The sequence below is a fragment of the Devosia sp. LjRoot16 genome (assembly GCF_964252795.1).
Taxonomy (GTDB): Bacteria; Pseudomonadota; Alphaproteobacteria; order Rhizobiales; family Devosiaceae; genus Devosia_A.
Genome location: NZ_CAXUPH020000001.1, coordinates 1,994,540 through 2,013,700 on the forward strand (window position 1 = coordinate 1,994,540; position 19,161 = coordinate 2,013,700).

16 protein-coding genes are annotated in these 19,161 nt (G+C 65.1%); 10 read left to right on the top strand and 6 right to left on the bottom strand.

Features of this window, described 5'->3' with window-relative positions; all coding sequences use genetic code 11:
- Positions 1-25: 25 nt before the first annotated feature.
- The 4 genes from ACSQ23_RS09515 to ACSQ23_RS09530 form a co-directional block, all read right to left on the bottom strand.
- Complete coding sequence (locus ACSQ23_RS09515; protein ID WP_436090455.1) at positions 26-1,351, bottom strand: ABC transporter substrate-binding protein; 1,326 nt, start codon at positions 1,349-1,351, stop codon at positions 26-28.
- A 250-nt stretch (positions 1,352-1,601) separates the two neighbouring features.
- A complete protein-coding gene (locus ACSQ23_RS09520) occupies positions 1,602-2,891 on the bottom strand; it encodes an aspartate aminotransferase family protein (protein ID WP_055875770.1) in 1,290 nt (429 codons plus the stop codon).
- A gap of 13 nt (positions 2,892-2,904) precedes the next feature.
- On the bottom strand, positions 2,905-3,792 hold the full coding sequence (locus tag ACSQ23_RS09525) for an amidohydrolase family protein (protein ID WP_291309883.1): 888 nt from the start codon (positions 3,790-3,792) through the stop codon (positions 2,905-2,907).
- Between the two features lie 87 nt (positions 3,793-3,879).
- The gene (locus ACSQ23_RS09530) at positions 3,880-4,680 is read right to left on the bottom strand and encodes an IclR family transcriptional regulator (RefSeq protein WP_436090456.1); all 801 of its coding nucleotides are present in this window, start codon (positions 4,678-4,680) and stop codon (positions 3,880-3,882) included.
- A gap of 194 nt (positions 4,681-4,874) precedes the next feature.
- Here ACSQ23_RS09530 and ACSQ23_RS09535 point away from each other — a divergent pair, with 194 nt between their 5' ends.
- Both ACSQ23_RS09535 and ACSQ23_RS09540 read left to right on the top strand, forming a co-directional pair.
- Positions 4,875-5,360 carry a hypothetical protein gene (locus tag ACSQ23_RS09535; RefSeq protein WP_436090457.1) on the top strand — a complete coding sequence of 162 codons (486 nt, stop codon included), beginning with the start codon at positions 4,875-4,877 and terminating at the stop codon, positions 5,358-5,360.
- Positions 5,361-5,652: 292 nt separating this feature from the next.
- Positions 5,653-6,225 carry a hypothetical protein gene (locus ACSQ23_RS09540; RefSeq protein WP_436090458.1) on the top strand — a complete coding sequence of 191 codons (573 nt, stop codon included), beginning with the start codon at positions 5,653-5,655 and terminating at the stop codon, positions 6,223-6,225.
- 122 nt (positions 6,226-6,347) lie between these two features.
- On the opposite strand, the gene ACSQ23_RS09545 is transcribed toward ACSQ23_RS09540, so the two are convergent.
- Both ACSQ23_RS09545 and ACSQ23_RS09550 read right to left on the bottom strand, forming a co-directional pair.
- Positions 6,348-7,268 carry a sugar phosphate isomerase/epimerase family protein gene (locus tag ACSQ23_RS09545; protein ID WP_436090459.1) on the bottom strand — a complete coding sequence of 307 codons (921 nt, stop codon included), beginning with the start codon at positions 7,266-7,268 and terminating at the stop codon, positions 6,348-6,350.
- 10 nt (positions 7,269-7,278) lie between these two features.
- Positions 7,279-8,463, bottom strand: a complete 1,185-nt coding sequence (locus ACSQ23_RS09550; protein WP_436090460.1) for a M24 family metallopeptidase — start codon at positions 8,461-8,463, stop codon at positions 7,279-7,281.
- A gap of 100 nt (positions 8,464-8,563) precedes the next feature.
- Between ACSQ23_RS09550 and ACSQ23_RS09555 the strand changes: the two genes are divergently transcribed.
- The 8 genes from ACSQ23_RS09555 (at position 8,564) to ACSQ23_RS09590 (ending at position 19,132) form a co-directional block, all read left to right on the top strand.
- Positions 8,564-9,760 (top strand): ROK family protein, encoded by a 1,197-nt coding sequence (locus tag ACSQ23_RS09555; RefSeq protein WP_436090461.1) that lies wholly within the window; start codon positions 8,564-8,566, stop codon positions 9,758-9,760.
- A gap of 98 nt (positions 9,761-9,858) precedes the next feature.
- Entirely contained in the window at positions 9,859-11,523 is a 1,665-nt protein-coding gene (locus tag ACSQ23_RS09560) for an ABC transporter substrate-binding protein (RefSeq protein ID WP_436090462.1), read from the top strand.
- Positions 11,524-11,766: 243 nt separating this feature from the next.
- Positions 11,767-12,753: an ABC transporter permease gene (locus ACSQ23_RS09565; RefSeq protein WP_436090463.1), complete on the top strand. Its 987-nt coding sequence runs from the start codon at positions 11,767-11,769 to the stop codon at positions 12,751-12,753.
- Complete coding sequence (locus tag ACSQ23_RS09570) at positions 12,754-13,680, top strand: ABC transporter permease (RefSeq protein ID WP_436090464.1); 927 nt, start codon at positions 12,754-12,756, stop codon at positions 13,678-13,680.
- The gene (locus tag ACSQ23_RS09575) at positions 13,673-15,304 is read left to right on the top strand and encodes a dipeptide ABC transporter ATP-binding protein (RefSeq protein ID WP_055875797.1); all 1,632 of its coding nucleotides are present in this window, start codon (positions 13,673-13,675) and stop codon (positions 15,302-15,304) included. The genes ACSQ23_RS09570 and ACSQ23_RS09575 overlap by 8 nt, the downstream gene beginning before the upstream one ends.
- The gene (locus ACSQ23_RS09580; RefSeq protein WP_436090465.1) at positions 15,301-16,380 is read left to right on the top strand and encodes a sugar phosphate isomerase/epimerase family protein; all 1,080 of its coding nucleotides are present in this window, start codon (positions 15,301-15,303) and stop codon (positions 16,378-16,380) included. The genes ACSQ23_RS09575 and ACSQ23_RS09580 overlap by 4 nt, the downstream gene beginning before the upstream one ends.
- An 8-nt stretch (positions 16,381-16,388) precedes the next feature.
- Positions 16,389-17,174, top strand: a complete 786-nt coding sequence (locus ACSQ23_RS09585; RefSeq protein ID WP_055875803.1) for a PIG-L deacetylase family protein — start codon at positions 16,389-16,391, stop codon at positions 17,172-17,174.
- 323 nt (positions 17,175-17,497) lie between these two features.
- Entirely contained in the window at positions 17,498-19,132 is a 1,635-nt protein-coding gene (locus ACSQ23_RS09590) for an ABC transporter substrate-binding protein (RefSeq protein WP_436090466.1), read from the top strand.
- Positions 19,133-19,161 lie beyond the last annotated feature (29 nt).

Consider the following 19,161-nt stretch of genomic DNA (forward strand, 5'->3'; position numbering starts at 1 on the left):
GGGCGATGGCAGGGTTCGAACTGGATCAGAGGGTCCGGCCGCCCTGGGCGCCCTTGGCGGCGGCGGTCAGGTCCTCGACGGTTTTCGCCGGGGTGGCCTGGCCGAGCAGCAGGGCATGGACGATGTCGCCGACCTTGGCCTGGAAATCCGGGTACCAGGGCAGCGTGCGGGCCGGCACGACGTTCGACTTGGTGGCGAAGGTGTCGGACAGCAAAGCGAGATCGTAATAGTCGGGGAACGAAGCGACCACTTCGGGGTCGGTGAAGAACCCGGCATAGGGGGCGGCAAGGCCGGCGGCCTTGGCCCACTGGTTGAACACCTTGAACTTACCGTCGGTGTCCTTCCAGCCGTAGTACTTCATCAGGTCCCAGGTCGCGAGACGCTCGTCATCGCTGTCAGACTGGCCCATCTGCAGCACTTCGCCGATCTGCAGCGTCGACGGGCCTGATGGAGCCGTCTTGACGTTGGCCGATTGCGGGCCTTCGAGCGAGCGGATCGAGGTCAGGAAATAGTGGTGCAGCACGTAGAAGGCGGCGTTGCCCTGCGCCATCTCGTTGCTCAGCTTGCCCGGATCGTCGGTCAGCAGCGACTTGGGGGCGAGCCCTTCCTGGTACATGGTCTGCCACCACTCGAACACCCCGACGGTCTTGGGGTCATCGGCGAACACCGGCTGGCCGGCATCGTCGAAGGCGGTGATCTCTTCGTTGAGCAGGTAGGTGTGGAGGTATTCCTCGCAGAATTCCTTCACCCAGTAGGCGACGTAGGGCGAGGCGACGGTCGACTGCAGCGATTTCGAGGCGTCGTAGATTTCCTTCAGCGTCGTCGGCACGGCAAGGCCGGCATCGGCGAGGAACTTCTCGTTGTAGTGCAGCATGTGCACGGCCGAGAAATACGGGGCGCTGATGATGTCGCCAGCGGCATTGACGTGGCGGCCGCGGGCGCTCTCGAACATGTCGGCGATCATATCGTCGACGCCGGGCAGGCCGTTCAGCGTCTTGGCCCAGCCCTCGTTGACGAACTTCTGCGAGTTGTAGGCGAAGTTGTAATAGAGGTCGATCTTGTCGCCGCCGCGCAGACGGGTCTGCAGCGCCGGGGTGTAACCGAGGTTCGGGATCACCGCGACATTGACCGCGGGGTTGCCCGCCGCGGTCCATTCGCCGACCAGCGATTTGATGGTGTCGGGCTGGAAATCCCAGGCCAGCATATCGAGCGTGCCCGAGTAAGCGGCTTTGGCGGTGCCGGTCAGCAGACCCGGCAGGAGGCTGGCGGCCAGCGCCGATGCGCCGCCGGCCTTGAGGAAGGAGCGGCGGTTCAGCGAACCGAAGCCCCGGGTGGCGTTATTGGTCGTCATAGCTTTCCCTCCTTGACGAACTGAACCGACAACACGTCGCGGACGACGCTTGTTCTCCCGCAGCCAAGGCTGCAGGCCTCCGGGTCCGGCCCAACGGACCCGCTCTCGACATTCTCGGCCGAGCCATGTGGCCCAACCGATCGGCAGGCGAGGCGCTTCCCTGTTGCCTCGCTGCCTGTCGTCAGATCGCAACGTTATGACGGCTGCAATCATATATCAATACGACTTTTCGCATATGAAAAGTTTGAGCTCAGCGCAGAGTTTTCATAACGATTTCAGCGGTTTCGAGCGTCCGGTCGATATCGGCATCGGTATGCGCGGCGCTGATGTGGTTGCGCTTGATCGGCATGGGCAGCATGAAGATGCCGCGCTCACACATGCCCTGGCGGAAGCCGACATCGCGGGCCGTGTCGTTGGCGAGGAGATCCTCGTAGCGCTCGACCTTGCCGCTCATGAAATAAGGGGTGAACACCGAGCCGAAGCCCGCCGACACCATCTCGATGCCGAGCCGTGCGGCGATTTCGGCGAGGCCGGCGCGCATCCGATCACCGAGCCGGAAGGTGCGCTCGTAGATGGTGCCGTCCTCGAGCGCCGCGATGGTGGCCAGCGCCGCGGCCGAGCCGACCGGATGGCCGTTGTAGGTGCCGCCGACGAATACCTTGCCGCCCGGCGCGGTCGAGAACTGCAGCATCAGTTCACGCTTGCCGGCGATGATGGCGCAGGGATAGCCATTGGCGATGGCCTTGGCGAAGGTGCTGATATCGGGTTTCACCCCGAGCACCGACTGGTAGCCGCCGAGCCCATGGCGGAAGCCGGTGATCACCTCGTCGAACACCAAGACGATGCCATGCTGATCGCAGAGCCGGCGCAACCCCTCGACGAAATCCTGCCGTGGCAGCACGCAGCCGATATTGTGCGGGATCGCTTCCATGAAGATGGCGGCGATCTGGCCTGGGTGGTCGAGGATCGCCTGTTCGGTGGCGGCGAGGTCGTTGAACGGCACGATGATGGTGTTGTCGATGGCGTCGGCGAGCTGGCCGGCGCTGCCCGGATCTTTCTTCCCGATCTTGTCGGCAGGGCTCGCGATATTCATCAGCAGGTAGTCGTGCCAGCCGTGGAAGGTGCCCTGGAACTTGATCAGCTTCTCACGGCCGGTGACGCCGCGCGCCAGCCGCACCGCCATGTAGGTGGCTTCCGAGCCCGAGGAGAAGGCGAGCGCCATCTCGGCGGAGGGCACGTGCTGCACCACCTTTTCGGCGAGCATGATTTCCTGCTCGGTGATGCCGACCCCGACCATGTCTGGACCGGTCAGCGCCTTGGCGACGGCGGCGTTCACCGTGGGGTCGTTGTGGCCGAGGACGATCGGGCCGAAGGCCGCGTGATAGTCGAGATAGGTGTTGCCGTCGACGTCGCGGATATAGGCGCCCTCGGCCCATTCCCAGGCATAGGGCTGGCTCAGCCGACGGGTCGCGGAGTTGACGCCGCCGGGAATGACCTTGGTGGCGCGTTCGGTGATGCTCTTGGATTTCTCGATATGCATAGGAGTACCGGTCTTAGGAAAGGCCGAGCAGCGTGAGGCTGTCGCGGTGGATGATCTGTTCGATCTTGTCGGCGGGAACGCGCGGCAGCGCCGTGCCTTCGACGATGGCGTTGACCGTGCGCAACGCATGCAGCGTCTCGGCCGGGGTGGTGATCGGGTAGTCCGAAGCGAACAGGAGCTTATCGAGCACATTCCACTCGGTGGCTTTGATCATTCCCTCGTAGAAGGTGTAGGGCCGGTACAAGAGGCCCGAGACGTCGGCATAGACATTGGGGTGCTTGCGGATCACCACCGCGGTATCGACCGTCCAGGGGTGGCCCATATGGGCCATGATGATCTTGAGGTTCGGGTAGCGCATGGCGATTTCGTCGACCACCAGCGGGTGGGCGTACTTGATCGGGGCGGTCCTGACCGGCGAGGTGCCGATGTGGAAGAGAATCGGCAGCCCGTGCCGTTCGGCCTCGCGATAGATGGCCAGCGCCCGGCTCTCCAGCGGCTCGAACACCTGGTAGTTGGCGCCCATCTTGATGCCCTTGAGGCCGAGGTCGGTGCGCGAGCGCTCGATCTCCTCGAGTGCCTTGGGGTCGTGCGGATGCACCGACATGAAGCCGATGAGGCGATCGGGATGCGCCAGCGCAAAGGCCGAGGTGGCGTCATTGACGCCCACGGCCACGTCGCCTGGCTCGTTGAAGCCGTTGACCCCGCCGGTGATCTCGCCCGGCGCCCAGGCGACGCCGAAGACGATCGACTTGTCGGCCGGCTGCTGCGCTTCGAGGAAATCGTTCCAGCTATAGACGGAATCGACCGAGCGATCGGGCCGCCAGGTGTGGTGCAGGCGGCGGTTTTCCGGCGGCACGGCGTGGCGGAACTGCGGGGTGTGCGAGTGGACGTCGATGATCATGGAGACGTGACCTTTTGGGGAGCGCTTTCAGGAAAAGTTGCAGACTTTTCCGGTTCGAAAGCGTGACAAATCAAGGGTCTGGGCATTTCACCGTTCCCTTGGAACGGCGAAATGCTCGGGGGCGCCGAGTTCTTCGGAGATGGCGAGCGCACAAGCCTCGACAGCCCTGGCGAGGTCGCCGAGGCCATCCTGGGTGACGCGGGTGGTGGGGCCGGAAATGCTGACGGCGGCGACGACGGCGCCGGAATGGTCGCGGATCGGCGCCGCGACGCAGCGCAGCCCCTGCTCGATTTCCTCGTCGTCGATGGCATAGCCACGCGCCCGGATCTCGACGATCTGTTCGGCGAGCCGTTTGGGGTCGGTGATGGTGTGCGGGGTGTGCGGCTCGAAGCGCATGCGCGCCATCAGCTGCTGGCGCACCGGTTCGTCCTGGAAGGCGAGCAGCGCCTTGCCGACGCCGCTGCAATGCAGCGGATCGAGGAAGCCGATGAAGCTCGCCATGCGCATCGAGCGCGAGGCATCGAGCTTGTCGACGCAGAGCGCATTGTCCTCGCTGAGGATCGAGAGATGCACGGTCTCCCCCGTGCTGGCCACAAGGCTCTCGAGATGCGGCCGGGCCGAGCGGCGAAGATCGAGCTCGCCCATGGCGCGCGCGCCGATCACCAGCGACAGCATGCCGAGCCGATAGGTCTGGCTCTGCTCATCGCGATCCAAGAGCCGCCGCGCCGTCAGCGTCGCGAGGATGCGGAACACCGTGCTCTTGGGCAGACCGGTCTCGGTAACGATGCCGTCGACGGTCAGCAGGCCGTTCTTCCCGGCCACCGCGGCGAGAATGTCGATGGCCCGGTCCACGGATCGAATGGCGTAGCGATCGTCTAAGGAATTCACCAGATGAACTCACAGTTTGGATAGTGAACTGAGTACAGCTGGAATCCGCGGCGACGTCAACTACGCCCTTCGGAGAGCGCAGAATGAGAGGCTGCCGTGTCTGAGCGCTGGAGTGGACGCTTCGGCGAAGCCAATCGTGGAGTGCGGTCGATGGCGCCTTGCCGGCGGCAGGCACGGCACGCACAGATAAAGCTATGGACGAGGTGAAAATGGATGCAGTTGCTGGGCACTACACAGTGCTGCTTTTCTCCGTAACAGACCGGCAAGTGTTCCCGGTCAGCACGTGGGCGTTTGAACAGGCACAAGGCCCACGTGCATCGGTGCTGAAGCGAAATGTTGGATCGCTCGTCATGGAGCGTGACGGCGTAGTCCGACGAATCGACGGCATCGATAGAATCGGCCCGGTGAACAAGAAATTTCCGCGGATTATTCTGGACCTTATGTTCGGGCTAGTGCGGATCTCGGTCCGATTTTCACACCCGATTCCGTACAGCACCGATGATTTGCGAAAGCTAATCATCGGCTACCTGGAGTCGGACCATAGCCAGCAGAATATGGACCTTGAGGACCCGAAAGTCATGGCGACTACCGTCGCCAGGCTCCATTCAGCCGCTACGAACAAAGAGCTTTTCGAGGCGTTCGTCCTTCCGCCCCCGGATGACGCGCTCGATCTCTTGTGAGATGGCGGCTAACCCCGCAGTGTCGCCTTCGAAGCTCAGGGTGGCGTCGTCTATGTGCACTTGGGTGACGTGAGGGGGCGAGGCGGCGGGCGGCGGCGATGGGGCTCCGAGACGACCAAGCATGTTGGCCGTGTCGCAGGAGACGCCGAGGGCGTCGGCGCGTTCGACCTGCTCCCCAGGCACTCGTAGGAGGTAATTTCCTCGTGTGTCTTGCCCGCACTACCAACACAGGGTGACATTGACGTCGATGAATGGCAGCCGCTCAAACGTCCAAAATAGTGAGGAAATCGGCTTGGACAGAACCGAAGTTAGGAATTTGTTGCGACATGTCGCCAAGTTTCGAGAGAAAGTCGTTTCGGTTTTTGGCGTGGATGCTCCAGAGAGCGCCTTCCTTTTGATCGACATGCTGGCTCAAACCGAGGATCCCATATTGCGGTCCACGCTCTACGGTGGGGCCGTTACAGAGTGTCTGCTGCAGGGCTGCCTGAGTGCGGCGGAGCGCATAGCTGTCGCCCGCCATGAGGAGTTTCAGGATATTCTCTCTCTCATGTCGCTTTCTGGGACGCTGTCCGATGTCGGAAAACCCTTGGAGGGGCTCGCCTGTGCCACCGCAGCACTTGCCCAGGCAGTGAGTGAGAGAGTCTATGTGAACTTTGCTGCTGGCAACTTGATGCGCCAAGCTATCAAGACAAGGTCAGTAGACGCGGTGAATGAAGCCCTCGATGCTCTCATCGATTCAACCCAGGTTCCGCGCACATCGGATTGTGCCTTGGAAACGGATTGGATCGATGCGGCGAATGCGCTTGGGGCGGACAGAGAGCTCACAGATTGGGTCCGGGCAGTGGCGAGCCGAAGAAGGGAATGACCGACTAGCTCGATGTCCCCAAGCGCTCTTGCCCGCGGAGGGCGGAGCGGACGACTTCGTCGCATCCAATTCAATGGTTATTGCGCGGAGCCCCCGTCTCGCTCGAGGTCTCAATCAGCATCTCACAACCTCACCATCTCTAGCGCCGCCGGCAGCCGCAGGGTGATGTCGTTCTGGTCGATCGGCAGCTGCTCGCGCGTGAAGCGGGCCGACTGCACCAGCGCGGCGTATTCGGGGAGTAGGATGTAGGGTTGGTCGGCTAGCCATTCCTGGTCGAAGGCTGGGATGGCGAATTGGCCGCGATGCAGTTCGATCAGCGGCTTGGCGGCCGGGAGCAGGGCGAGGAGGCTTGGCCAGTCGATGATGCCCTCGCCGACCGGGGCGAGGTGGCGGCGGAGATCAGTGTCGCCCTCGAAGCTCAGGGTGGCGTCGTCGATGTGCACCTGGGTGATGTGCGGGGCGAGGCGGCGGGCGGCGGCGAGGGGGTGTTCGAGGCGGACCAGCATGTTGGCGGGGTCACAGGAGATGCCGAGGGTGTCGGGGCCGACGCGTTCGACTAGGTCCAGGCACTCGTAGGAGGTGATTTCCTCGTGAGTTTTCACCAATGCGCGCATGCCGAGATCGGCCAGTACCGGCTTGAGATCGGCGAGCAGCGTCGCGACGGCGTCGAGCTGGGCGCGCCAGTTGTTGGCACGGTCTTCAAGCGTGCCAATGGTGAAGAACATCTCGCGCATGCCGAGCGAGGCGCCAACCTCTAGCAGCCGCTGGACGCCGGGGGCGAGATCGCCGTCGCCCAGCTGCAGCTCGCGGCCGTGGCGGTCGAGCCGCAGTGGGTTGAGCCAGTCGAGGCTCGCGGCGATAGCGATGCCGAGGCTGCCGGCTTCGGCCTTGAGTTCACGCAGCACCGCGGGGTCGAGCGTCGGGCTCAGTTCGAACAGGCTGTAGAAGGTGATTTCGCCGGCACCGAGCGCCGCGGCTTTGCTGATGGCGTCGAGTGGGTCGTTGCCGGCGTCGGGGATACTGCCGCGCATGAGTGAGAACATCGCAAAACTCCTAATCGATCGGGAAGATGCCGCGGGGGAAGCGGGTCAGCCATTCGGCGCCGGTGTCGGTGACCAGCGCGACATCGCCGGCGCAGACATGGCCTAGGCCGGGCAGGGTGAAGTTGGGGTGGATCTCGAACACCATGCCCGCTCGCAGCAGCGGGCCGTCAGCATCGCGGCTCTTGTCGCGGCGCGGCGACAGCGCTTCGGCGAGGCCGGGTTCGCTGTAATCGAGGCCGAGGCCGTGGCAGGACTGGAAGCGGAACGGGTCGCTGTCGCGCGTATAGGGGCAGATCGCGTCGATGCGGGCTTCGATCAGGTCGACCAGTTCGTGCACCGGACGGCCGGGAACGAGGGCGGCGAGCGCAGCATCCTGGATGTCGAGCAGGCGCGCGGCGGCGTCGCTGAGCTCGGGTGCCGGCTTGCCGCGGCTGCCGATGCGCAGCCCCTGCGCGAAATAGCCCTCGAAAGACACCATGGTGCCGAGCTGCACGCGATCGCCCGGCGCGATGCTGAGCGGCAGCTCGAACATCTCGAAATAAGTCACCGGCGGTTCGGGGCCGGTCGAAAGCCAGAGGCGCGAAACGTCGGCGCCAAGGGCGCGACCGGCATGCTCGACCTCGGCCATCAGGCGGGCCGGAGTGGCCTGCGGCTCGGCAGCATAGGCGAAGGCGCGGGCCAGCATGGCATCGGAAATCTCCGCGGCGCGACGGTGCAACGCGGTTTCGGCCGGGTCGCGGTCGAGGCGCATCGCCTGAAGGATCGGGTCGATCCGCACCATCCGCGGGAAGGACGAAGCGAAGGTGGCGGCGAGCTTCGCGGTCATCTCGTCGGCGCCGGCGACGCCGACGCGCCAGCGATTGGCATGGGCGATGGCCGAGGCGCGGGCGACGAGGCCGGCCGGGCCAGCGATCTCGACTTGGTAGAGGTCGCCGACACGGGTGGTGAACAGCCGGGTCTCGTTCTTGCCGGGGGCGATGATCACTGCGTCGGTCGCGGTGATCACCAGCATCGAGGGCGCCCACATCGGGGTGAAGTTGGTGAACCAGCCGATATTGCCGCTCGATTGGGTGGCGGCGGCGAGGCCGCGCGGTGCCGAGAAAGCGACGATGGCGTCGAGGCCATGCCGCTCTAGCAGCTCGCGGCCGGCGCTTAGCCGTTGTTGCAGCAGCGCAATCGGGAGAGCAGTGGTCATCGGACATCCACAGGAGCAGTGAGGCGGCAGCGAGCCGCTTGACAATACGTTCGGGATGGTTCGATATCAGACTGTAAGGAAAGTTACCAGACAGTCTCAGATGGACATGCAGATCCTCTCCGGCAGCCCCCGGCTGCTCCGCAACCTCAACGAGAAAGCCGTGTTGCAGCGGCTGCTCTCGGAGGGCTCGCTGACGCGCATGGAGCTCGAGGCTTTCACCGGGCTGTCGAAGCCGGCGATGTCGGATCTGCTGCGCCGGCTGGAATCCGCAAACCTTATCCGTCGCGACGGAGAGAAGGCCGGCACCTATGGCCCCAAGGCAGGCCTCTGGAGTCTCGAACCACGCTCCGGGTTCGTTGCAGGTATCGATGTCGGCTCCCACGGCATCGATGCCGCCATTTCCGATATCACCGGCAACACCATTGCCAGCTTCCGGCACGCCGCCGAGCCGGGCGATCGCTATGACGCGCATGAGCGGTTGACCTCGGTGCTCAACAGCGTCACCCGGGAAGCCGGGATCACGGTGCGCGATATCGACCAGCTGGCGGTGGGTCTCCCCGGCATCGTCGATATCCGGGCCGGGAACCTCCGCAAGGGCCAGCAGCTCCCCAACTGGGAGGGCTACCACATCCCCGAGGCGCTCGAGAGCGTGCTCGGGCATCGCCATGTGCTGATCGAGAACGACGTGAACCTCGTTGCCATCGAGGAGATGGCGTGCGGCGCCGCCAACGGCGTGCAGTCGTTCATCCTGTTCTGGGTCGGCGATGGCGTCGGCGCCGGCGTGGTGATCGGCGGGCGGCTGATGCATGGCTCGACCGGCACGGCGGGCGAACTGGGCGGCGCCATGGTGCCGGACCGGATGGCCAAGCCCGGCGAGCCGGTGAAGATGGCGCTGGTCGAAGCGCTGCTCGACGTGCCGGCGATCGACGCCCTGGTCGCGGCGCACCAGTTGCGCGGGCCGGACAGTGCCGAGGCGATCCGCCAGGCGGGGCTCAGCGACAAGCATCCGAAATTCTTCGCCGAGCTCGGCTACCGTGTCGCCGCGGCGCTGACCGGCGCGATCGGCATTCTCGACCCGGAAATGGTGGTGTTGGGCGGGGCCATCGGCCGCGCCGGAGGACGGGCGCTGGCCGACAGCGTCGCCGATATCCTCAAGACCCTGCCGATCGCCATTCCACAGATTGTCCCGACCGCGGTGAGCAGCAATGCCGTGCGGGCGGGGGCCGTAGAACTCGCGCTCGAGCATGCTCGAGAACGTGTGTTCACGGGAGGCAGCGCGGCACGCGGCCTCCCGTGAGGAGATTGGACCACTTGATGAGAAGCACCCATTCCCCGGAGACGATTATGCATACCAATTCAGCGCCTAAACAGCCCTCCCCGGGCTTGATCGGACGTTTGCGCACAAGCCTTCGCGCCCTGGCGCTGGGCGCACTGGCCAGCGTATCCGCCTTTGCCGTCACCGCTCCGGCGCTCGCCGAAGTCCCGCTCGACCAATTGGTCCGGATCGTGGCCGAGGGCGGCAACAGCTTTACCCGCACCTTCAACCCGTTCTCGCCGACGGCGCGCTGGGTCAGCACGCGCACCATGTACGAGCCGCTGATGATCCAGAACTATGCCACCGGCAAGCTCGATCCGTGGCTGGCGACGGCCTATGAATGGTCGGCCGACGCGCTGAGCCTGACGCTCACCTTGCGCGACGACGTGAAGTGGTCGGACGGCCAGCCGTTCAGCGCCGACGACGTCAAGTTCACCTTCGAGCTGATGAAGGCGAACCCCGGCCTGATCGGGCCGGCATCCGGCGCCTTCGGGCAGTATCTCGCCTCGGTCGAGGCGGTTGACGCGAAGACGGTGAAGTTCACCTTCTCGTCGACCTACACGCCCGGCCTCTACTCGCTGGTCGACCAGTTCATCGTGCCGCAGCATGTCTGGAAGGACGTTGCCGACCCGGTGACCTTCGAGAACCCCGATCCGGTCGGCACGGGCCCGTTCACCACCATCGATGCCTTCGGCACCGATCGCTACCAGGTGACCAAGAACCCGAACTACTGGCAGCCGCTCAACATCGAGGGCGTATTCGTCCAGGGCTTTAACGGCAACGACCAGGTCAGCGCCGCGACGCTCTCAGGCAATCTCGACTGGGGTGGGCTGGTGCCCGACCCGGACGTGACGTTCGTGCCGCTCGATCCCGAGCATTTCGGCTACTGGTGGCCGCGTACCTCGGTGGTGCTGCTGCTCGCCAATACCACCGACGGGGCGCTCGGCGATCCAGTGGTGCGCAAGGCCATGAGCATGGCGCTCGACCGCCAGCGCATGATCAATACCGGCGTCTGGGGCAAGTCGGTTGCTGCCAATGCCACCGGCCTGCCGGAAGCGCCGTTCAAGGATTGGCTCGACCCCAAGGTGATCGCCGACGGCGCCGCCTGGGTCAGCATCGACCCCGATGCGGCCAACAAGATGCTCGACGACGCCGGCTACACCAAGGGCGCCGACGGGATCCGCGTCGGCAAGGACGGCAAGCCCCTGAAGTACGACATCATCGTGCCCTCGGGCTGGAATGATTGGGTGTCGGCCTGCCAGATCGTCGCCGAGAATTTGAAGGATATCGGCATCGACGTGACGCTCCGCACCACGACGGCGGACAGCTGGACCAACTCGACCTTTACCGGCCAGTTCCAGCTCTCGCTCGGCACGGCGCAGCGGACGGCGACGCCGTTCGAGTTCTATCGCAACAACATGGCGACTACTTCGGTGAAGCCGGTTGGCGAAGCCTCGCCGAACAACCAGCAGCGCTATGGCGACCCCAAGGTCGATGAGCTCTTGGCCAAGTTCGCCGCTTCGACCGATGCGGCCGAGCAGAAGGCGATCATCGCCGAGCTCGAAGGCATGTTCTCGGCCGCCGCGCCCGCCATCCCGCTCTACGAGCAGCCGGACTGGGGTCTCTACAACACCCGTCGCTTCACCGGCTTCCCCAACGAGCAGGACCCGTACGCGCCGCTCAGCCTGCAGATGACCAATGGTCCGCTGCTGGTCTGGCCGCACCTGGCCCGCCGCGCCGAATAAGTCGCTGCTCACTCAGGAGCGTTCTACTGTCTGATTGAGGCCACTGGCTCTCGCCACTCTCACCGGCTGTCATCCCAGCGAAAGCTGGGACCCAACTCGCAGCTGGCGCAGGTGGATGAATGGGTCCCTGCTTTCGCAGGGATGACAGCCGGTGGTTAGTCCGTCCGACCATGAGCACTCCAAGCAATAACCGGAGCTCCCGCCTTTGGCGGGTGGGAGCTTCCTTTTCCCCGGAGCCTGCCGATGTATTACATTGCGAAGCGATTGGCGTTCTATGTGCTGGCAGCGTTCGTCGCCATCACCGTCAACTTCTTCCTGCCGCGGCTGACCCCGGGCGATCCGGCGTCGACCATCGTCGCCACCTATTCGACCTCGCTGAATGCCGAGTCGCTGGCGGCGCTGAAGGCGGCCTACGGGCTCACCGACGAGCCGCTGCTGCAGCAATACCTGACCTATCTGGGCAATGTGCTGCGCGGTGATTTCGGCCGCTCGCTCTCCAATTTCCCAGCGCCGGTGATGGCGGTGATCGGCGCCGGGTTCGGCTGGTCGATCCTGCTCGGTCTCACCTCGGTGCTGCTCAGTTTCGTGCTCGGCTCGGTGCTCGGCGCCATCGCGGCGTGGCGGCGCGGCGGCTGGTTCGACAAGCTGACCCCGCCGGTGCTGCTGTTCCTCGGCTCGTTCCCCTATTTCTTCCTGGCGCTGCTGCTGTTCTACGTCTTCTGCTTCAAGCTCGGCTGGTTCCCGATGGGCAACGCCTATTCGAGCGTCAACCCACCGGCGCTGAACCTCCAGGGCATCGGCGATATCCTGATGCACCTGATCGCGCCGGCCTTCACCATCGTCCTGGTGTCGCTGGGGCCATGGACGCTCAACATGCGCAACGCCATGATCGGCGTGTTGAGCGAGGACTATTTGACCCTCGCTGAGGCCAAGGGGCTGCAGCCGCGCCAGGTGCTGCTGTCGCATGCGGTGCGCACGGCGCTGCTCCCCAACATCACGGCGCTGGGCGCGGCGGTGGGGGCGGTGTTCTCGGGGCAGCTCCTGACCGAGATCGTCTTCACCTATCCCGGCCTTGGCTACTCGCTGATGCGCGCCGTCAGCGCCGTCGATTACCCGCTGATGCAGGCGCTGTTCCTCATCATCACCCTGTCGGTACTGGCGGCGAATTTCTTCGTCGACACGCTCTACGTGCTGCTCGATCCGCGGGTGCGGACGGGCGGGGAGGCCTAGATGTCGCTCAGCGAAACCTTTGGCGCCAAGGCGCGCCGGCAACTCCTCGGCTCGATCCCGGTGACGGTCGGTCTGGTCATTCTCGGCGCCCTGGTCGCGGCCAGCGCCCTGGCGCAGCTCGTCGCGCCCTATAACCCGAAGCGCGCCACCGGCGGCATCAACGAGCCGCCCTCGCTTACTCACCTGTTCGGCACCACCGGGCAGGGGCAGGATGTGCTCAGCCAGTTCCTTTATGGCGGGCAGAACACCCTGTGGGTTGCTTTCTCCATCGCGGTGCTGACCACGCTGCTGGCACTGATCGTCGCGCTCACCGCGGCCTATTTCCGCGGCTGGGTCGATGACCTGCTGACGCTCGTCACCAATGTCTTCCTCGTCATTCCCGGCCTGCCGCTGGTGGTGGTGCTGGCGGCCTTCCTGCCGCCCGGGCCGCTGACCATGATCATGGTGCTGACCATCACCGGCTGGGCCTTCGGAGCCCGCTTGTTCCGCTCGCAGGCGCTCAGCCTCAGGGAACGCGAGTTCATCGCTGCTGCCGAAGACTTGGGCGAAAGCCGCTGGCGCATCGTCGCTATCGAGCTCTTGCCGAACATGGGCTCGGTGGTTGCCGCCTATTTCGTCAACCAGGTGATCTTCGCCATCACCGCTCAGGCGTCGCTGGAGTTCCTCGGGCTGGGCGATGGCGGGCAGATCACCTGGGGCTCGATGCTGTTCTGGGCCCAGAACAGTTCCGCCCTGATCCGCGGCGCCTGGTGGACCTTCGTCGTCCCCGGTATGGCCATCGCGCTCACAGCCTTCTCGCTGGCGCTGATCAACAATGCGGTCGACGAGATCGGCAACCCGCGGCTGCGCGCCGATCGCTTGATGCGCCGGGCCGGCGTCAGGAAACCGAGCGCCACGCTCATGACCCCGGTGAAGCGCGATGCTTGACGTTCCCGCCCTCGATATCGTCGATCTCAGCGTCGGCTATGCCGGAGAGGACAGCATCATCCCGGCAGTCGACCGGGTGTCGTTCAGCATCGCGCCGGGCGAGTTCATGGGGCTCGCCGGGGAATCCGGCTGCGGCAAGTCGACGATCGCCCAGTCGATCCTGCGGCTGCTGCGGGCGCCCGGCATCATCACCGGCGGCGAGATCCGCATTGCCGGCAACGACATGCTGTCGGAGGACGATAATGCGGTGCGGGCGCTGCGCTGGCGCACCGCCTCGATCGTCCTCCAGAACTCGCTGACCTCGCTCAATCCGGTGAAGCGGATCGAGTGGCAGTTGCAGGAGGCGCTCAATCGCGGCACCTCCTCGGTGCGGCGGACGCCGGCCGAGCTGCTGCAGATGGTCGATATCGACCCCAAACGCCTGCGGGCGTACCCGCATGAACTGTCGGGCGGGCAGCGGCAGCGCGTGGTGATTGCCATGGCGCTGGCGCTCGAACCCAAACTGATCATCCTCGACGAGCCGACCACGGCGCTCGACGTGATCGTGCAGCAGGAAATCTTCGTCACGGTGAAGGCGCTGCAGCGGCAGATGGGCTTTGCCGTGCTGCTGATCACCCACGACCTGCCGCTCTTGTTCAAGGTGGCCGACCGCATCGCGGTGATGAAGGACGGCAAAATCGTCGAGACGGCGCCGGTGGCGGAGTTTCGGCAGCACCAGGAGCATCCCTATTCGCGGGCGCTGCTGACCGCGTCGCCGAAGGTGGATTTCACCACCCCGCCGGTGGCGCGGCCGAAATCGGTGGCGCATCCGGTGCTGGAAACCGCGCATCTTACCAAGGCCTATGGCACCAACCCGCTCACCGGGCGCTCTGCCCTGGTGGCGGTCAACGATGTGTCGTTCCGGCTGGCGCCGGGCGAGATCGTGGCGCTGGTCGGGGCGTCGGGCAGCGGCAAGTCGACTTTCGGACGGATCGTCACCGGCCTCACCCGCCCGAGCTCCGGTGATGTGCTGGTCGATGGCCGGACGCCGGTGCCGGTATCGCGCCGCCGGCCGCACCAGCCGCGCGCCGCGCAAATGGTGTTCCAGGATGTCTATGGTTCGCTCAACCCGCTGCACACTATCGGCCATCACCTGCGCCGGGCGGTGATCTCGGCGCCGGGTGGCGACAAGACCGATGTCGAGGGCCGGGTGGCGGCACTGCTCACCGAAGTCGGGCTGACCCCGACCGCCAGCTATCTCGACCGCCGTCCGCATGAGCTTTCGGGCGGGCAGCGCCAGCGCGTCGGCCTCGCCCGGGCGCTTGCGGCTTCGCCGAAACTGCTGGTGGCGGACGAGCCGGTATCGATGCTCGACGTGTCGATCCGGCGCGACATCCTTAACCTGATCGCGCGCCTGCGCGACGAGCAGGGCGTCGCCGTCCTCTACATCACCCATGACGTGGTCAGCGCCGGCTACATCGCCGACCGCATCGCCGTGATGCATCGGGGAGAGATCGTCGAGGAAGGGCTGGCCAAGGCCGTCCTCGCCAACCCGCAGCACGCCTATACGCGCCAGCTCATCGCCGCCGTTCCCGGCGGCCTCGGGCTCGAAACCTCCAGCGCTAACCCGGTTCCCGCATCATGACAGTGACAGACATCCCCGAAATCCGCGTCGGCATCGACGGACGGAAGTTTCCCCGCGCCGCCGAACTCGGCCCGCTCAAACTCCTCGAGCGCTGCGCCGAACTCGGCCATGCCGGGGTGTTCTTCCGCACCGTGCTCGACGTCTCGCCGACGCTCGATGCGGGGTTCCTCGCCGCAGTGAAGCAGCGGGCCGACGAGCTCGGGCTCTACCTCGAAATGGGGCTGGGGAAGATCAACCCCTACAACACGCCCGAGGCGCCGGAAGTGCGTGATGTCGGCAAGGGGGATTACCTCCTCGGCATGACGCGGATGATCGAGGCGACCACGGCGATCGGCTGCACGGCTTTGTGGGGCGATACCGCCAACTACCAGCGGCACGAGTGGGGGCTGCACGCCATCGACCGCTACCGCACCGATGTCGACTGGGGCGACCAGCTCGAGGCGACGCGGAAATTCCTTTTGAAGCTGAAGCCGGTGCTGCGGGATCGCGGCGCGGTCATCGCGGTCGAGACACATGAGGAGATCACCACGGCGGAGATCGTGCGGCTGGTCGAACAGGTCGGCGCCGACACGCTGGGGGTGACGCTCGATCTCGCCAATGTGGTGGTGCGCGGCGAGGATCCGGTGGCGGCCACCCGCCGAGTCGCGCCCTATGTGAAAAAGACCCATATGCGCGACATCGTGCTGTTCGCCCGCCCGCTCGGGCTGGAGCGGCAGACGCGGGCCTGCGGCGACGGGGTGATCGACTGGCAGGCGGTGCTCGGCGCGCTGTTCGCTGCCGGCAGTTTCCCCAACTTCACCATCGAGAATGTCTGGGGCTCGGACAAGAACCAGATCCCGCTGTTCGATCCGGACTGGCAGGCCCGCCAGCCCGATGCCGAGATGGGCGAAATCCTCGAGCTGGTCCGCCTGTCGCGACTGTTCGAGGACGGCGTTGCCGCGGGCACGATGATCGCCCCCGACGACTATTTCTCAAAACACCCCGACCTCGACGAACTCGAAGGGTTCGTCACGCGCAGTGGCGCGACCCTCAAGGCGGCAGCCGATGCGCTGCGCGCGAATGTTTCAAAGGAGTAATGCCGCAAATGAATTATCCGCTCAAAGTGCTCGTCGTCGAAGCCCATCCCGACGAAGCGGAAATGTACTCCGGCGGCACCATGCGGCTCCTCGCCGACAAGGGCGCGGCCATCAAGTTCATGTCGCTGACCAATGGCGATGCCGGCCATTACCAGATGGACCGCGAGCCGCTGCAGCGCCGCCGGGCTCGCGAGGCCTATACGGCCGCCCGCCATCTCGGCGTACTCGATTACGAGATCCTCGATATCCACGATGGTGAGCTGGTGCCGGACCTGGCGGTGCGCACCGCGGTGATCTCGGCGATCCGCCGCTGGCAGGCCGATATCGTCATTACCTTCCATGACGATTGCCCCGGCCATCTCGACAACCGTGCGGCGGGCCGTGCCGTGCGCGAGGCCTCGGGCTTCTGCACCAATGGCAACATCGTGCCGGAGGTGCCGCCCCTGGCCGATGCGCCGATCTGCCTGAAGATGACCGATTACGGCGCCATCGACGTGCACAAGCACGACGTGGTGGTGGATGTCGGCGCGTCGATCGATGCCAAGCTCAGAGCCTGCGCCGCGCACGCCACGCAGTTCTACGAGTTCGCGCCGTTCGAACGTGGCTTCCTCAACGAAGCACCTGTCATCGGCGATTGGGCGGCGGAACGCGCCTTCATCCTCAAGTACTGGCCGGAGTTCATGTACACGCAGCCGGGCATGTCCGGCGCCGGCGAGTTTGCCGAGAGCTTCCAGCTTGCCGATTACGGCCGCAAGGTCACGGCGAAGCAGGTCTCGGCGCTGCTGGGGGTCTAGTGCGCGGGCGCAGAGACCAATGGCTGCTGCCCCTCACCCCGACCCTCTCCCCAGCGGGGAGAGGGGGCGTTGTGGCACTGCCGGCGCAAAGTGCGTCCCCTCTCCCCGCTGGGGAGAGGGTCAGGGTGAGGGGCAGTCCATTCGCTCCCGCATCGATCCCGAGCCGCTAACGATACGTTGGTATCCGCGTTTGCGCCGAAGGTGAACTTGTCCGGGACGGTACCGGAAAACATGCTGATCCTCGTCGCCAATCGGGCCTGGAAGCGACCTCCTCCCCGCTTCCAGGCACGAACTGGCCTCCAATTTTGGAAGAGAGGATCAGTATGTCCAAACGCAGAGTCCTGCCGCTTGCCGCGGCGCTGCTGACTGCCGTTGCCTCGAGCGTCGCATTGCCCGCTATCGCTCAGACGGAGTTCGCTCCCACGCCGCTCAGCCCCGATCAGGTCGGCTCGGGCCCGCGGCTGATTTACCTGCATCACGAATATCCGGCGACGCTCGACCCGCAGAACACCTCGGCGTTCGTCGGCCAGCTGGCGATGGAGTTCTTCGATACGCTGGTGACCTACGAGATCGATCCGGCGACCGGCATTGCCGACCAGACCAGGATCGTGCCGCGGCTCGCCAGTTCCTGGGACATCTCCGCCGACAACAAGGTGCTGACCTTCCACCTCAACCCGGCAGCCAAGTTCTGGGACGGCTCGCCCGTCACCGCCGACGACGTCTATTGGTCGATCGAGCGGGCGCTGGTCGGCCGCATGGGCTGGGGTACCACGCAGATCGAAACCGGCGGCATCTTCAAGGTCGACCAGATGAAGGTGGTCGACCCAGAGACGCTTGAGATCACCTATCCCGATGGGCTCGGCCGCTATGCGCTGCGCAACTTCGCTTCGATGTCGCTGACGGTGATGTCGAAGGCTGCCTGCGAGGCCGGCCGCACCGCCGAGGACACCTGGTGCGTCGAATGGATCAAGAAGAATGCCATGGGCTCCGGCCCCTACATGCTGGGCGAGCAGCGGAACGGCGAGTACCTGACCGCCGTCGCCAACAAGGCCTACTGGGGCGACGCCAAGCCGTTCTATTCGGAAGTGATGTTCCGCGTGGTGCCGGACGCGCAGACCCGCATGCTGCTGATGGAAAGCGGCGAGGCGGACATCGCCTTCATGACCCCCAACGAATATGCGGTGCTGTCGAAATCGCCGAACACCAAGGTGTTCTCGGTGCCCTCGCAGCAGGACGTGGCGGTGCTGCGCTGGAAGCCGGATGTGCCGCCGTTCGATGATCCGAAGATCCGCGAAGCGGTGATCAAGGCGATCCCCTATGAGCGGCTGGTGACCGAAGTGTGCAAGGGCTTCTGTACCCCGGTGCAGAACCTCGTCGGCGTCAACACGCCCGGCTATGTCGCCGATCCCGAATTCACCACCGATGTCGAGGCGGCCAAGAAACTGGTGGCCGAGAGCAAGTATGCCGGGAACGTGCCGGCCTTCGAAGTGCCGGTGGTGCAGGGCTCGGGCAACATGACGGCCGGCGTCATCATCCAGGATGCGCTGCGCGGCATCGGGCTCGACATGCAGATCAAGCCGCTGACCCAGAACGCCTTCGACGATATCGCCTGGGGCAAGCGCGACCTAAAGGTCTCCATCCACTCGATGGGGCCGTGGTGGAACGACTTCATGTACTGGGCCTACTGGATGTACCGCACCGACAGCGCCACCAACCACATCCAGTTCTCCAACGCGACGCTCGACAAGGATGTGCTGGCGGCCCTGCTGGTGCCGCAGGACGACACCGAAACCTACGGCAAGCTGCAGACCGAAGTGCTCGACATCCTCAATGGCGAACACCTGGCGGCGCCGCTCTACCAGGTGAACTGGAACGCAGCGGTCTCCAGCCGGATCTGCAACGTCAACAAGTTCCCCTGGGGCACCATCACCTTCTCCTGGCTGCGCCCGTGCGCCTGACCCACCCGTGACCTGCCGTCCCGGCCCCA

Excerpts from the sequence above, each read along its gene's own strand:
- ACSQ23_RS09515 (WP_436090455.1), bottom strand. The coding sequence starts at position 1,351 with ATGACGACCAATAACGCCACCCGGGGCTTCGGTTCGCTGAACCGCCGC.
- ACSQ23_RS09520 (WP_055875770.1), bottom strand. The coding sequence starts at position 2,891 with ATGCATATCGAGAAATCCAAGAGCATCACCGAACGCGCCACCAAGGTC.
- ACSQ23_RS09525 (WP_291309883.1), bottom strand. The coding sequence starts at position 3,792 with ATGATCATCGACGTCCACTCGCACACCCCGCAGTTCCGCCACGCCGTG.
- ACSQ23_RS09535 (WP_436090457.1), top strand. The coding sequence starts at position 4,875 with ATGGACGAGGTGAAAATGGATGCAGTTGCTGGGCACTACACAGTGCTG.
- ACSQ23_RS09545 (WP_436090459.1), bottom strand. The coding sequence starts at position 7,268 with ATGTTCTCACTCATGCGCGGCAGTATCCCCGACGCCGGCAACGACCCA.
- ACSQ23_RS09550 (WP_436090460.1), bottom strand. The coding sequence starts at position 8,463 with ATGACCACTGCTCTCCCGATTGCGCTGCTGCAACAACGGCTAAGCGCC.
- ACSQ23_RS09555 (WP_436090461.1), top strand. The coding sequence starts at position 8,564 with ATGGACATGCAGATCCTCTCCGGCAGCCCCCGGCTGCTCCGCAACCTC.
- ACSQ23_RS09565 (WP_436090463.1), top strand. The coding sequence starts at position 11,767 with ATGTATTACATTGCGAAGCGATTGGCGTTCTATGTGCTGGCAGCGTTC.
- ACSQ23_RS09570 (WP_436090464.1), top strand. The coding sequence starts at position 12,754 with ATGTCGCTCAGCGAAACCTTTGGCGCCAAGGCGCGCCGGCAACTCCTC.
- ACSQ23_RS09575 (WP_055875797.1), top strand. The coding sequence starts at position 13,673 with ATGCTTGACGTTCCCGCCCTCGATATCGTCGATCTCAGCGTCGGCTAT.
- ACSQ23_RS09580 (WP_436090465.1), top strand. The coding sequence starts at position 15,301 with ATGACAGTGACAGACATCCCCGAAATCCGCGTCGGCATCGACGGACGG.
- ACSQ23_RS09585 (WP_055875803.1), top strand. The coding sequence starts at position 16,389 with ATGAATTATCCGCTCAAAGTGCTCGTCGTCGAAGCCCATCCCGACGAA.
- ACSQ23_RS09590 (WP_436090466.1), top strand. The coding sequence starts at position 17,498 with ATGTCCAAACGCAGAGTCCTGCCGCTTGCCGCGGCGCTGCTGACTGCC.